At 72.6% G+C, this 14,038-nt stretch carries 12 protein-coding genes and 1 riboswitch; of the genes, 8 read left to right on the top strand and 4 right to left on the bottom strand.

Going from position 1 to position 14,038, the window contains the following annotated elements; all coding sequences use genetic code 11:
* Positions 1-166 precede the first annotated feature (166 nt).
* Positions 167-964 (top strand): carbon-nitrogen hydrolase family protein, encoded by a 798-nt coding sequence (locus QBL25_RS09075; RefSeq protein WP_409056508.1) that lies wholly within the window; start codon positions 167-169, stop codon positions 962-964.
* Positions 965-1,047: 83 nt separating this feature from the next.
* Entirely contained in the window at positions 1,048-2,742 is a 1,695-nt protein-coding gene (locus tag QBL25_RS09070; protein ID WP_409056507.1) for a flavin monoamine oxidase family protein, read from the top strand.
* A gap of 104 nt (positions 2,743-2,846) precedes the next feature.
* Here the strand turns inward: QBL25_RS09070 and QBL25_RS09065 are convergent, their stop codons facing one another.
* Together QBL25_RS09065 and QBL25_RS09060 are read right to left on the bottom strand one after the other, a co-directional pair.
* Positions 2,847-3,779, bottom strand: coding sequence for an LLM class F420-dependent oxidoreductase (locus QBL25_RS09065; RefSeq protein ID WP_409056506.1), 933 nt, complete (start codon positions 3,777-3,779; stop codon positions 2,847-2,849).
* Between the two features lie 87 nt (positions 3,780-3,866).
* Positions 3,867-4,571 (bottom strand): DUF5995 family protein, encoded by a 705-nt coding sequence (locus QBL25_RS09060; protein ID WP_409056505.1) that lies wholly within the window; start codon positions 4,569-4,571, stop codon positions 3,867-3,869.
* A gap of 237 nt (positions 4,572-4,808) precedes the next feature.
* Here QBL25_RS09060 and QBL25_RS09055 point away from each other — a divergent pair, with 237 nt between their 5' ends.
* The gene (locus tag QBL25_RS09055) at positions 4,809-5,933 is read left to right on the top strand and encodes a glycoside hydrolase family 6 protein (protein ID WP_409062588.1); all 1,125 of its coding nucleotides are present in this window, start codon (positions 4,809-4,811) and stop codon (positions 5,931-5,933) included.
* Here the strand turns inward: QBL25_RS09055 and QBL25_RS09050 are convergent.
* Positions 5,912-7,327, bottom strand: a complete 1,416-nt coding sequence (locus tag QBL25_RS09050) for a uracil-xanthine permease family protein (protein WP_409056504.1) — start codon at positions 7,325-7,327, stop codon at positions 5,912-5,914. The genes QBL25_RS09055 and QBL25_RS09050 overlap by 22 nt on opposite strands.
* A gap of 125 nt (positions 7,328-7,452) precedes the next feature.
* Positions 7,453-8,664, bottom strand: coding sequence for an MFS transporter (locus QBL25_RS09045; protein WP_409056503.1), 1,212 nt, complete (start codon positions 8,662-8,664; stop codon positions 7,453-7,455).
* Between the two features lie 98 nt (positions 8,665-8,762).
* Between QBL25_RS09045 and QBL25_RS09040 the strand changes: the two genes are divergently transcribed.
* The 5 genes from QBL25_RS09040 (at position 8,763) to QBL25_RS09020 (ending at position 13,996) form a co-directional block, all read left to right on the top strand.
* Complete coding sequence (locus tag QBL25_RS09040; RefSeq protein ID WP_409056502.1) at positions 8,763-9,920, top strand: ROK family transcriptional regulator; 1,158 nt, start codon at positions 8,763-8,765, stop codon at positions 9,918-9,920.
* Between the two features lie 82 nt (positions 9,921-10,002).
* Positions 10,003-10,133, top strand: a riboswitch (FMN riboswitch).
* 153 nt (positions 10,134-10,286) lie between these two features.
* Positions 10,287-11,408, top strand: coding sequence for a bifunctional diaminohydroxyphosphoribosylaminopyrimidine deaminase/5-amino-6-(5-phosphoribosylamino)uracil reductase RibD (ribD, locus tag QBL25_RS09035; protein ID WP_409056501.1), 1,122 nt, complete (start codon positions 10,287-10,289; stop codon positions 11,406-11,408).
* A 1-nt stretch (position 11,409) separates the two neighbouring features.
* Complete coding sequence (locus tag QBL25_RS09030) at positions 11,410-12,048, top strand: riboflavin synthase (RefSeq protein WP_409056500.1); 639 nt, start codon at positions 11,410-11,412, stop codon at positions 12,046-12,048.
* 56 nt (positions 12,049-12,104) lie between these two features.
* Positions 12,105-12,701: a nicotinamide riboside transporter PnuC gene (locus QBL25_RS09025; RefSeq protein WP_409062587.1), complete on the top strand. Its 597-nt coding sequence runs from the start codon at positions 12,105-12,107 to the stop codon at positions 12,699-12,701.
* Positions 12,698-13,996: a bifunctional 3,4-dihydroxy-2-butanone-4-phosphate synthase/GTP cyclohydrolase II gene (locus tag QBL25_RS09020; protein WP_409056499.1), complete on the top strand. Its 1,299-nt coding sequence runs from the start codon at positions 12,698-12,700 to the stop codon at positions 13,994-13,996. Before QBL25_RS09025 ends, QBL25_RS09020 begins: the two co-directional genes overlap by 4 nt.
* The last annotated feature ends 42 nt before the right edge of the window (positions 13,997-14,038 follow it).

Raw genomic sequence — 14,038 nt, 5'->3', positions numbered from 1 at the left:
TACGGCTCCGGTCCCGTGCCGCCGCGCAACGAATCGCCGCTGAGGGCCCCGCACGCGCAACGGATCACGCATCGGCCCGCAACGCTCGCGCCTTGTCCGGGCAGGGCCGCCGACCGTACGGTCTAACGGACCCCACCTGCCCCTTCGTACGCCCCGAGGATCCGCCATGCCTGCGCTGCGCACCGCCCTGCTCCAGAGTTCCGGGCAGCTCGGCTCCGTCGCCGAGAACCTCAAGGCGCTCGACGACGCCGCGGGCCGTGCCGCGGCGGCGGGTGCCGGACTGCTCGTGGCCCCGGAGCTGTACCTCACCGGGTACGCGATCGGTGACGACGTGCCGCGCCTGGCCGAGGCGGCCGACGGGCCGTCCGCCGCCGCGCTCGCCGAGACCGCCGTACGCCACGGTGTCGCGATCGCCTACGGCTACCCGGAGCGGGACGGCGAGCGGGTCTTCAACTCCGTCCAGCTGATCGGCCCGGACGGAACCGCCCTCGCGAACTACCGCAAGACCCACCTCTTCGGCTGCTTCGAGCGCGACTCCTTCACCCCCGGCGAGCAGGCCGTCGTCCAGGCCGATCTCGGTGGCCTGCGGATCGGCCTGATGATCTGCTACGACGTGGAGTTCCCGGAGAACGTCCGCGCGCACGCCCTCGCGGGCACCGATCTGCTGCTCGTGCCCACGGCCCAGATGCACCCCTTCCAGTTCGTCGCCGAGTCGGTCGTGCCGGTGCGGGCCTTCGAGAACCAGATGTACGTCGCGTACGTCAACCGGGTCGGCAAGGAAGGGGAGTTCGAGTTCGTCGGACTCTCCACGCTGGCCGGCCCCGACGGTGTCGCGCGCACCCGCGCCGGACGGGACGAGCAGCTGGTGTTCGCCGACGCGGACCCGGCCTTCCTCGCCGCCTCCCGCGCGGCCAACCCCTACCTGAGCGACCGCCGCCCGGCTCTATACACGCCCCTGGTCTGAGCCCGGCCGCCGGCCCCCGGCGGTTCGCCCTCCGAGTCTTCCCCGCCTTCTGTTCTGCCGTTCCCGCAAGGAGTCCGTACCCCATGACGTCCACGGTGCCCACCGCCGTCCAGCACACCGACGCCCAACCGCCGATCACCATGTTCGGTCCGGACTTCCCCTACGCGTACGACGATTTCCTCGCCCACCCGGCGGGCCTCGGCCAGATACCCGCGACCGAGCACGGCACGGAGGTCGCGGTCATCGGCGGCGGCCTGTCCGGCATCATCGCGGCGTACGAGCTGATGAAGATGGGCCTCAAGCCCGTCGTCTACGAGGCCGACCAGATCGGCGGCCGGCTGCGCACCGTCGGCTTCGAGGGCTGCGACACCGACCTCACGGCCGAGATGGGCGCGATGCGCTTCCCGCCGTCCTCGACGGCGCTCCAGCACTACATCGACCTGGTCGGGCTCACGACCCGGCCGTTCCCCAACCCCCTGGCGGAGTCGACCCCCTCGACGGTCGTCGACCTCAAGGGCGAGTCCCACTACGCGACGTCCGTCGACGACCTGCCGCAGGTCTACCGCGACGTGATGAACGCCTGGAACTCCTGCCTGGAGGAGGGCGCCGACTTCTCCGACATGAACCGCGCCCTGCGCGAGCGCGACGTCCCCACGATCCGCGAGATCTGGTCCAAGCTCGTCGAGAAGCTCGACAACCAGACCTTCTACGGCTTCCTCTGCGAGTCCGAGGCCTTCAAGTCCTTCCGGCACCGCGAGATCTTCGGCCAGGTCGGCTTCGGCACGGGCGGCTGGGACACCGACTTCCCGAACTCCATCCTGGAGATCCTGCGCGTCGTCTACACCGAGGCCGACGACCACCACCGCGGCATCGTCGGCGGCAGCCAGCAGCTGCCGCTGCGCCTGTGGGACCGCGAGCCGCAGAAGATCGTGCACTGGGCGCTCGGTACGTCCCTGAGCTCGCTGCACGAGGGCGGTCTGCCCAAGCCCGCCGTGACGCGTCTCGACCGCACCGCGGGCAACCGCGTCACCGTCACCGACTCCTCGGGCGACATCCGCACCTACCAGGCGGCGATCTTCACCGCTCAGTCCTGGATGCTCCTGAGCAAGATCGCGTGCGACGACACGCTCTTCCCCATCGACCACTGGACGGCGATGGAGCGGACCCACTACATGGAGAGCTCGAAGCTCTTCGTGCCGGTGGACCGGCCCTTCTGGCTGGACAAAGACGAGGAAACCGGGCGTGACGTCATGTCGATGACGCTCACCGACCGGATGACGCGCGGCACCTACCTCCTGGACGACGGCCCGGACAAGCCCGCTGTCATCTGCCTCTCCTACACCTGGTGCGACGACAGCCTGAAGTGGCTGCCGCTGTCGGCGAACGAGCGCATGGAGGTCATGCTCAAGTCGCTCGGCGAGATCTATCCCAAGGTCGACATCCGCAAGCACATCATCGGCAACCCGGTGACGGTGTCGTGGGAGAACGAGCCCTACTTCATGGGCGCCTTCAAGGCGAACCTGCCGGGGCACTACCGCTACCAGCGCCGCCTGTTCACGCACTTCATGCAGGAGAGCCTGCCGGCGGACAAGCGGGGCATCTTCCTCGCCGGTGACGACATCTCCTGGACGGCGGGCTGGGCCGAGGGCGCGGTGCAGACCGCCTTGAACGCGGTGTGGGGGGTCATGCACCACTTCGGTGGCGCCACCGACGCCACCAACCCCGGGCCCGGGGACGTGTACGACGAGATCGCACCCGTCGAGTTGCCCGAAGACTGACAGCGCCGTTTCCCCCGGGGCGCGCGGGAATCCGACTGACCGTCCACGGCTGGTCGCGCAGTTCCCCGCGCCCCTGGGGCTGCGCCCCTGCGGGGGCGGCTGTCCTATACCCCCGCCGCCCTCGCCGCCTCGTAGACCTCGGCCGCCACGTCCTTCAGCTCCTCGGCGTCCCGCGTGCTGCCCGCGAGTTCGACGAGGATCTCCTCCACCGCGCCCGTCGCGGCGTGGGCCTCCAGGTCCTCGACGATCTGGGCGACGTTGCCCTGGAAGGGCGCCCGCTTGCCGCCCTCGTGCGCCGTCACCGTGTAGCGCGCGTTGGCCCGCAGGACGCTCTGGACCGGTGCGGTGCGGCCCCGCTCGGCGGCCAGTTCCTTCAAGGCCTGGGCCTGCTCGGCCAGCTTCCCGGCGCCCGTCCCCACCGGCATCCAGCCGTCGGCGCGGTCCACGAGCCTGCGCAGGGCGCGCGGGCTGTTCGCGGGCAGCAGGATCGGGACGGGGCGCGCGGGCTTGGGGCCGACCACCGAGGGCGCGATGGTGGTCAACTCCCCTTCGTACGCCACCGGGTCCGGGCCCCACACCGCGCGGCAGACGTCGATCAGCTCGTCCAGGACCTTGCCGCGCCGCTCGAAGGGGGCCACCGCCGCGGCGGCGTACTCGTCGTGGGACCAGCCCGTGCCGAAGCCCGCCACCACCCGGCCGCCGCTCGCCGCGTCCAGCGTGGCCAGCGAGCGCGCCAGCTGGAACGGCACGTGCAGCGGGGCGATCAGGACGCTGGTGCCCAGACGGGCCCGCTCGGTGGCGGCCGCGGCCAGGGTCAGCGTGACCAGCGGATCGGCCACCGAGCGGTAGGAGTCGGGCCAGGGCAGGCCCTCGATGCCGTACAGGCCCTGGGTCGCGGGCTCGGGGAACAGGACGCGTTCGTAGACCCACAGGCTCTCGTAACCGATCTCCTCCGCCGCGCGGGCGACGGACGGGACGTCACGTCCGATGGCGTACTGCCGTCCCTGCGGGAGGCCGAGCCCGAGTCGTGTGGCCATGCTGGTGCTCCTTCGCATCCGGGGTCACTACCTTCAACGTACAACGATCGTCGGGGAGTTGACCGGCGCGGACGAGGAGCGGCCGGATCAGTCCGGCAGGGGCGTGAGGAGCATCCGGCCCACCAGACCGACCGCTCCGTCCAGGCGCTCCCGGAACGTGTCGGCGACGGACGGCAGTTCGTCCAGGGCCCGCAGTGCCAGCGCCGTCGCCCAGGCGCCTTCCCTGGCCCGCTCCAGGCTCCAGGAACCCAGCAGGTGGGTGAGCGGGTCGGCGATCTGGAAGAGGTCGGGGCCCGGCATCAGCTGTTCGCGGATGCTCTCCTCCAGCGAGACGAGGATGTCGCCCACGTGGTCGAACTCGTCCTCCAGGTCGGCCGGTTCGCAGCCGAGCGTACGACAGGTGTCCAGGACGGCCAGCGGAAGGTCGTGCCCGATGTGGGCGTTGATGCCCGCCAGCGCGAACTGAAGCGGGCGTACGCCGGGATGCCGCCGGAGCTGGAACAGCGGCCGCCAGCAGGCGGGCGGCCTGCGGTCGGCGGCCACGGCCTCGACGGCCGTGAGATAGCGCTCGGCGAACAGGACGTCCAGCGTGACCGCGGCCGCGGAGTCCGGGAACCGGCCGCCGTCGAGGTGCCGGCCGACCTCTTCGGTGACGGAGAGATAGACGCGGTTGAAGACCGCGACCCCGTCGCCCGAGGGGAAGCCCGCCTCCAGCGCGCGCATCCGCGACACCACGCCGTCGACCCCGTGTGCCGGGCCGGTGAACTCCGCGAACCGCTCCAACTGCGCCATGGTGGCAGGGTCCCAGTCCTAGGCTGGCCCGAGTGCCACCGCACCGGCCGCTTCCCCAGAACGAGGGAACGGCGACCGTGTGTGCCCCTGGTCAGGTGCGCGGGCACGCCCAGTCAGGGGGGCACGGGTGACACGGGGGCACGGGGGAGGGGAAGGAACCGCACTGTGGCAGGCACCCGCGCACGACATCGCGCCGCACGAGGGACCGGGCCCAGGCGCGCGGCCCGGCACGGGGTGATGGTCGCCGTGGCCTCGGCCGTGGCCGCCGTGGGCACCGTCACGGGCCTGCTGTCCGCCCTGGACACGGGCGGCGAGGAGGACCGGGCGCGCCCCGCGCAGACCATGTCCCCGACGTTCGCGCCACTGCCCGCGGTGCCGACACCCTCCGCGGCGCCGTCCTCGCCGAAGCCGTCGCCCACGAAGTCCTCCGCCGCGCCGAGGCCGAGCCGAAAGCCCTCCGCCCAGCGCCCCAAGACGCGGCGCACCACGGCGCCCCCGGCAGCCGGTTCGCTCTACCGGCACGGCGATTCCCAGGTCCTCGACTGGGTCAGGGCCAACCGGAGCGACCCGCGCCGACCGCTCATCGAGTCACGCATCGCCGCCAGGCCCGCCGCCGTGTGGTTCGCGGACCCCGCGCCGGAGACGATCACGGCACGGGTGCGCGCGGTGACGTCGAACGCGGGGAGCCGGGTGCCCGTCCTCGTGCCGTACGCGATACCGGACCGGGACTGCGGGGGCGCCTCCCAGGGCGGGGCGCCGGACCACGCGGCGTACGACGCGTGGATCGGGAAGTTCGCCGCGGGCCTCGGCACGGGCGAGGTCATCGTCGTGCTCGAACCGGACGCGATCGCGCAGTCCGAGTGCCTCTCGGCCAAGCAGCGCACGGCACGCAACGCCTCGCTCGCCCGCGCGGGCCGCACCCTGAAGGCCGCCAACCCCAGGGCGAGGGTCTACCACGACGCCGGGCACTCCGGCTGGAACGCCCCGGCCGAGCAGGCCGGACTGCTGCGCGCGGCGGGCGCGGCCTCGTCCGCGTCGTCCGACGGCATCTTCACGAACGTCTCGAACTTCCGGCGCACCGAGGCCGAGGCCGCCTACGCCCGCCAGGTCCTGGCCGCGCTCGGCGGCCCGGCCGGTCTGGGCGCGGTGATCGACACCAGCCGCAACGGCAACGGCGCCCCGGCGGGCGGCGAGTGGTGCGATCCGGCAGGCCGGGGCCTTGGGCCGAGCCCGACGCTGCGTACCGGGCAGGCCCGTGTCGACGCCTACCTGTGGGTCAAGCCGCCGGGCGAGTCCGACGGCTGCCGGGGCGAGCCGGGGACGTTCGCGCCCGGTTACGCCTACGACTTGGCGCGCGGCTGAGAGCCGCCGGCGCCCTCGTCCCCCTCGGCGTCGTACGTGGACGTGCCCGAATCGAGCAGCGGCTCCTGCGACTTGAGGTGCGGCGGGGCGAAGGCGCGCAGGACGTGATAGCCCGTGATCACGACAATGGTGCCGAGCGCGATGCCGCTCAGCTCGAAGTTGTCGGTGATCTTCAGGGAGACGCCGCCGACGCCGATGATGATGCCCGCGGCGGCCGGGACGAGGTTGAGCGGGTTGCGCAGGTCCACCCCGGCGTTGATCCAGATCTGGGCGCCGAGCAGGCCGATCATGCCGTAGAGGATGACGGTGATGCCGCCGAGCACGCCGCCGGGGATGGCCGCCACGATCGCGCCGAACTTGGGGCAGAGGCCGAAGAGCAGGGCGAAGCCCGCGGCGGCCCAGTACGCGGCCGTGGAGTAGACGCGGGTCGCGGCCATCACGCCGATGTTCTCGGAGTACGTGGTGTTGGGCGGGCCGCCCACCGCGGTGGAGAGCATGGACGCGGCGCCGTCGGCGGAGATCGCCGTGCCGAGCTTGTCGTCCAGGGAGTCGCCGGTCATCTCGCCGACCGCCTTGACGTGCCCGGCGTTCTCGGCGACGAGGGCGATGACGACGGGCAGCGCGACGAGGATCGCCGACCACTCGAAGCTCGGCGCGTGGAAGGACGGCAGGCCGATCCAGTCGGCGTTGCCGACGGCGGAGAGGTCGAGGCGCCAGTGGTCGACGACCTTGCCCGAGCCGTCCGCCGAGTGGATCTTGCCGAAGACCAGGTCGAGGCACCAGGACAGGGCGTACCCGAAGATCAGCCCGAGGAAGATCGCCACGCGTGACCAGAATCCGCGCAGGCACACCACGGCCAAACCGGTGAACAGCATCACCAGGAGCGCCGTCCACTGGTCCTGCGGCCAGTACGTGGAGGCGGTCACCGGCGCCAGGTTGAAGCCGATCAGCATGACGACCGCGCCGGTGACGATCGGCGGCATCGCCGCGTGGATGATCCGCGCCCCGAACTTCTGGACGGCGAGCCCCACCAGGAACAGCGCCGCGCCGACCACGAAGACCGCGCCCGTCACGGTCGCCGAGGAGCCGCCCTGGGCGCGGATGACGGCGGCCACGCCCACGAAGGAGAGCGAACAGCCCAGGTAGCTGGGCACCCGGCCGCGCGTGGCGAGCAGGAAGATGACGGTCGCGACACCGGACATCATGATCGCGAGGTTCGGGTCGAGGCCCATCAGGACGGGCGCCACGAAGGACGCGCCGAACATGGCGACCACGTGCTGGGCGCCGAGCCCGAGGGTCCGCGGCCACGAGAGCCGCTCGTCGGGACGGACGACGGCTCCGGGCGCGGGGGTGCGCCCGTCGCCGTGCAGTCTCCAGCGCACGCCGAGATCCATGGTTCTGTTCCGCCTTCTGTGCGCCGAGCCGTGGGGATGACCCCGTGAGAGTGACCGGGAAGATCAGCGCAATGTTAGTGCGGCATAAGTCGGGATACCCGTCGGGGCGGGTGCGGCGGCCGGGGTCAGTGGCGCGGGCCGGGCGCCGCCGCATCCGTCGTACCGGCCGGTGTGGCCTCGCGGCCGTCCGTGCGAAGCACCCCGGCGAACAGCGCGAGCCCGCAGGCCAGCACCGTCACCAGGCCGAAGGAGACCACCAGGCTCGTCGCGTCGGCGAGCGTGCCGATGGCGGACGGCGCGATCAGGCCCGAGGTGTACGTGATGGTGGCGACGCCCGCGATGGCCTGGCTCGGGTTGGGCCCGCTGCGGCCGGCGGCGGCGAACGCCAGCGGCACGACGACCGCGATGCCGAGCCCGAGCAGCGCGAACCCGCACATGGCGACCGCCGCGTGGGGCGCGGCCACGACGAGGACACCGCCGAGCGCCGCGACCACGCCGCCCACCCGCACCGTGCGGACCGCCCCGAAGCGGTCCACCACCGCGTCGCCCGCGAGCCGCGCGATCGCCATGGTGAGCGTGAAGCCGGTGGTGGACGCGGCGGCCACACCGGCCGACGAGTCCAGGACGTCCCGCAGGTAGACCGCCGACCAGTCCAGGCTCGCGCCCTCGGCGAAGACCGCGCAGAAGCCGACCGCGCCGATCAGGAGCGCCGACTTCGGCGGCAGCGAGAAGCGCGGCGGCGCCACGTCCTCGGGCTCCGCCTGGAGGTCGAGCACGCCCTGGCAGGCGACGAGACCGATCGCGGTGAGGGTCACGGCGGCGAGCACGTGGTGCAGCCGGGCGTCCGAGCCCAGATGGGCGGCGACCGTGCCGGCCGCCGAGCCGATCAGGGCGCCGACGCTCCACATGCCGTGCAGCCCCGACATGATTGACTTCTTCATGCGGGTCTCGACCTCGACGCCGAGCGCGTTCATCGCCACGTCCGACATGCCCGCCGTCGCGCCGTACACGAACAGGGCCAGGCAGAGCGTGAGCAGGTTCGGTGCGAGCGAGGGCAGGACCAGGGACATCGTCCACAGGGCGAGCAGTCCGCGCAGCGCCGTCCGGGCGCCGAAGCGGTGGCTGACCCAGCCCGCGAGCGGCATCGCCACGGAGGCGCCGATCGCGGGGAAGGCGAGGGCGAGGCCGAGGAGTCCCGCGCTGAGTCCGGCGTGGTCCTGGATCCAGGGCACGCGGGTCGCGAAGGAGCCGGTCACGGCGCCGTGCACACAGAAAACGGCGGCCACGGCATACCGCGCCCGCTTCAACTGACGTACGTCGTGGACCACTTCACTCATCGCTACCCCGTCCCTCCCAAGGATCCTCCCCGGTACGGCGACGTAAACTATCAGGAACCCTGCCTGATAAATAGCGGCTCTGTGGAAGGATCCCCGGCATGCCCGCATCACCGAGCACCGCCCGGGCCATCAACGACCGGCTCGCCCTGGGGCTCCTGCAGCGCGAAGGGCCGCTGACGGCCAACCAGTTGAAGCAGCTGACCGGACTGTCCCGCCCCTCGGTCGCCGACCTCGTCGAGCGCCTCCAGGGCTCCGGTCTCATCACCGTCGTGGGGGAGGCGGGCGCCCGGCGCCGCGGACCCAACGCCCGGCTGTACGGGATCGTCGCCGACCGGGCGCATCTGGCCGCCCTCGACGTACGCACCGACGGCCTGTCCGTGGTGGTCACCGATCTGCTGGGCGCGGTGCTCGCCGAGGCCTCCGCGCCCATCGAGACCGACACCGGCACCAAACCCGCCGTCGAGCGTGCCCTCGCCCTGGTGGAGCGCACCGCCCGGGACGGCGGCGTCGAGCGGCTGCACACCGTGGCCATCGGCGCCCCCGGCCTCATCGACCCGGCCACCGGCGAACTGCGCGACACCACCTCGCTGCCCGCCTGGCACCGCCGCCTCGCCGGAGCCCTCCAGGAGCGGCTGCCGGTCCGCGTGCTCGTGGAGAACGAGACCAACCTCGCCGCCCGCGCCGAACGGCGTGACGGCGCCGCCCACGACCGCGACACGTTCGTCCTGCTGTGGCTCGGCGAAGGCGTCGGCGCCGCCGTGATGCTGGAGGGGACCCTGCGCCGCGGAGCTTCGGGCGGCACCGGGGAGATCGGCTTCCTGCCGGTGCCCGGCACCCGCGTGCTCCCGTCCGCCACTTCGTGCGAGGGCGGCTTCCACTCCCTGGCCTGCGCCGCCGCGCTCCGGGAGCTCGGCGCCGAGCACGGTCTGGCGCCCCCGGGCGGAGCCGCGGGCCTGGTGCGGCACGCCGTCGACACCGGTCACGAGGCCTTCCTCGACGCCGCCGCCGACCGCGTCGCCGTGGGCGCCGCCGCCGTGGCCGCGATCCTCGACCCCGGCTGCGTGGTCCTCGGCGGCGAGGTGGGCCGCGCGGGCGGCGCCGCCCTCGCCGCCCGGGTGGAGGAGCGCCTGGCCGCGATGTCACCGCTGCGCACGGAGGTGCGGGCGAGCGCGCTCGGCGGTTCGGCCGTGCTGCGGGGCGCGCTGCTCGCCGCCCGGGACGCGGCACAGGACGAGCTTTTCGGGCCACGCCCCTGATCGAGCGGTCTGTGACCCAGGCCACAGGGGTTCGCCCGTATGGGCTCCGATCAGGCGTGGCACACTGGCTTCGTACCAAAAGCAGCGCACTCCGGGGTCGGTGTAATTCCGAACCGGCGGTTATAGTCCGCGACCCGGCCGCCTCCAGCGGCCGGTTGACCAGGTGAAACTCCTGGACCGACGGTGAAAGTCCGGATGGGAGGCAGTGCGCGGCGGGCGGGCATTCGTGCACGTCGCCGAGTGGCTTGTTTTTGGAGTACCCGCTGTCGGCGGGTCTTCCAGGGAGAGGTCTCGTTTCCGGCGTCGCTCCCGATGCCGCAGTCCGTTCATTCTGTCGTCATCGACAGGCCCCGGAGTCCGTGCCCCATGAGGCAGGAGGACCCGGTGGCCACCGCATCCGCAGCAGCAGCGCCCGAGCACGAGCGCGCCGCCATGCGCCGCGCCATCACGCTCGCCGCCCGCGGCCTCGGCTCCACCAGCCCCAACCCGGTCGTCGGATGCGTGATCGTCGACGCCTCCGGAGAGACCGTCGGCGAGGGCTACCACCAGCGCGCCGGCGGCCCGCACGCCGAGGTCCACGCCCTGCGAGCGGCCGGTGAACGGGCCCGCGGCGCCACCGCCCTGGTCACCCTCGAACCCTGCAACCACACCGGACGCACCGGCCCCTGCGCCCAGGCGCTCATCGACGCCGGCGTCGCCCGCGTCGTCTACGCGGTCGGCGACCCCAACCCCGCGGCGACCGGCGGCGCGCAGCGCCTGCGGACCGCCGGGGTCGACGTACGGGCGGGTCTCCTGGAGGACGAGGCCGCGGCGGGCAACGCCGCCTGGCTGACCTCCGTCCGCCTCGGCCGCCCGCACGTCACCTGGAAGTACGCCGCCACGCTCGACGGCCGCATCGCCGCCGCCGACGGCACCAGCCGCTGGATCACCTCCGCCGAGGCCCGCGCCGACGTCCACCGGCTGCGCGCCGAGTGCGACGCGGTGGTCGTGGGCTCCGGCACCCAGCGCGCCGACGACCCCCACCTCGCCGTGCGGGGCATCGAAGGCGCCGTCCAGCCGCTGCGCGTGGTCGTCGACACGAACGGCACCGCGGTGACACCCGGCGCCCGCATCCTGGACGACGCGGCGCCCACCCTCGTCGCGGTCGCCGACAACGTGACCCCCGAAGGCACGGCCCCGACCGTACGGCTGCCGCGCGCGGACGGCGGCCTCGACATCGCCGCCCTCCTCGACGAGCTGCACGCGCGCGGGGTGCGTTCCGTGCTGCTCGAAGGCGGTCCGACCCTCGCCGGAGCCTTCGTCCGCGCGGGAGCCGTCGACCGCGTCGTCGCCTACCTCGCCCCCGTCCTGCTCGGCGCGGGCCCCGCCGCCCTGACGGGCGGCGGAATCACCACCATCACCGAAGCGTTGCGGCTCGACGTGAGCGAGACCGTCCGCATCGGCCCCGATCTGCGCGTCACCGCGACCCTCGTAGCGAAGGAGCACTGAAGTGTTCACCGGAATCGTCGAAGAGCTGGGCGAGATCACCGCCGTCGAGAACCTGGACGACGCATCGCGCTTCCGCGTCCGTGGCCCCGTCGTCACCGACGGTGCGAAGCACGGCGACTCCATCGCGGTCAACGGCGTCTGTCTGACGGTCGTGGAGCACGAGGGCGACGAGTTCACCGCCGACGTGATGGCCGAGACCCTGAACCGCTCCAGCCTGGGCGCGCTCGCCGCGGGGTCGCGGGTCAACCTGGAGCGGCCCACCGCGGTCGGTGACCGCCTCGGCGGCCACATCGTCCAGGGGCACGTCGACGGCACCGGCGAGATCGTCGACCGCAAGCCCTCCGAGCACTGGGAGATCGTCAAGATCTCGCTCCCCGCGGACCTCTCCCGCTACGTCGTGGAGAAGGGCTCCATCACCGTCGACGGCGTCAGCCTGACGGTGGTCGAGGCGGGAATCGACTACTTCACCATCAGCCTCATCCCCACCACCCTCGCCCTGACCACGCTCGGCAGCAAGCAGCCCGGCGACCCGGTCAACCTGGAGGTGGACGTCATCGCCAAGTACGTCGAGCGGATGCTCGGCGACCGCGTCACCGCCGCTGCCCCGGCCGCCGCTCCCGTCCAGGAGGTCACGAAGTGAACTGGCTCAACTCCGAAGCCTTCACGGCCTTCGGGCAGCACGTGATCTGGTCCGACATGGTGGGCAACACCGTCGGCCTGATCGCCCTGGCGCTCGGCTGGCGGCGCTCCATATGGACCTGGCCCGCCCAGTTCCTCTCCGGCGTCATCCTCGTCGGCGCGTACGCCTCCGCCCACCTGTCCGGCGGCGTCGGCAAGCAGCTGCTGGTCATCGGCGTGGCCCTGTGGGGCTGGCGCCTGTGGACCAACGGCAAGCAGCAGGCGCAGGACGGCTCCATCGCCGTCCGGTTCGCCACCTGGAAGGAGCGCGGGGTGCTGCTCGGCGGCACGGCCGTGGGCACCCTCGCGGTCGGCGCGCTGTTCTCCGCCGTCCCCGACCTGTCCTGGAACCCCTGGCCCGACGCCTACATCTTCGTGGGCACGCTCGCCGCGATGGTCGCCCAGGCCCGCGGTCTGGTCGAGTTCTGGTTCGCCTGGCTCCTCGTCGACGTGGTCGGCGTACCGCTCGCGTTCAGCAGCGGCCTCGCCTTCTCCGGTCTCGTGTACGTCATCTATCTCGCGCTCGTCCTGTGGGGCCTGCGCGACTGGTGGCTGCGGTCGCGCTCTGCGTCCTCGCAGGCCTCGCAGCCCGTCATGGAAGGAGCCCCGGCATGACTGCGGCACCTGTTTGGTACAGCACGGGCCACGAGGAAGACGCGTCCGACCTCGCCCTCGACCCCGTCGAGGCGGCCATCCGCGACATCGCCGCCGGACGGCCCGTCGTGGTCGTCGACGACGAGGACCGCGAGAACGAGGGCGACCTCGTCATCGCGGCCGAGAAGGCCACGCCCGAGATCATCGCCTTCATGATGAGCGAGTGCCGCGGCCTGATCTGCGCGCCCATGGAGGGCGACGAGCTGGACCGCCTCCAGCTCCCGCAGATGGTCGAGAACAACACCGAGTCGATGCGGACGGCCTTCACCGTCTCCGTCGACGCGGGCCCCGCGCACGGCGTCACCACCGGCATCTCGGCCGCCGACCGCGCCACCACGCTCCAGATGCTCGCCGCGGGCACGTTCGAGCCCACCGACTTCGTGCGGCCGGGCCACATCTTCCCGCTGCGCGCCAAGTCCGGCGGCGTCCTGGTCCGCAACGGCCACACCGAGGCCGCGGTCGACCTCGCGCGTCTCGCGGGCCTGCGCCCGGCCGGCGCCATCGTCGAGATCGCCGGCGAGGACGGCACGATGCTCCGCCTGCCCGAGCTGATCCCGTTCGCCCGCAAGCACGGCCTGACGATCATCTCCATCGAGGACCTGATCGCCTACCGCGGCAGCTCCGAGCCCACGGTCCGCCGCGAGGCCGAGGTCCACCTGCCCACCGCCTTCGGCGACTTCACGGCGTACGGCTACCGCTCCACCGTCGACGGCGTCGAGCACGTCGCGCTCGTGCACGGCGAGGTGGGCGAGGGCGAGGACGTCCTGGTGCGCCTCCACTCCGAGTGCCTGACCGGCGACGTCTTCCACTCGCTGCGCTGCGACTGCGGCCCCCAGCTGGAGGCGTCCATGCGGCGCATCACCGACGAGGGACGCGGCATCGTGGTCTACCTCCGCGGCCACGAGGGGCGCGGCATCGGCCTGCTCTCCAAGCTGCGCGCCTACGAGCTCCAGGAGCGCGGCAGCGACACCCTGGACGCCAACCTGGAACTGGGCCTGCCCGCCGACGCCCGGGACTACGGCGCCGGAGCCCGCATCCTGGACGACCTCGGCGTCCGCAGCGTGCGCCTGATGACGAACAACCCCGACAAGACCGACGCGGTCGTCCGGCACGGCCTGAGGGTCACCGGACGCGAGTCCATGGCGGTCCAGGCGGGCGAGCACAACCTCCGGTACCTGCGCACCAAGCGGGACCGGATGGGGCACGACCTGCCGTGGCTCGACGCCCCCGAGGTGTCCGCCTGCGGCAACCAGTGACCCGCGTACACACCGAACACAGAAGAACCGAACGCAGAAGAA

This window comes from Streptomyces sp. SYP-A7185, assembly GCF_046103685.1.
Classification (GTDB): Bacteria; Actinomycetota; Actinomycetes; order Streptomycetales; family Streptomycetaceae; genus Streptomyces.
This window is presented reverse-complemented; position numbering and strand designations above follow the sequence as displayed.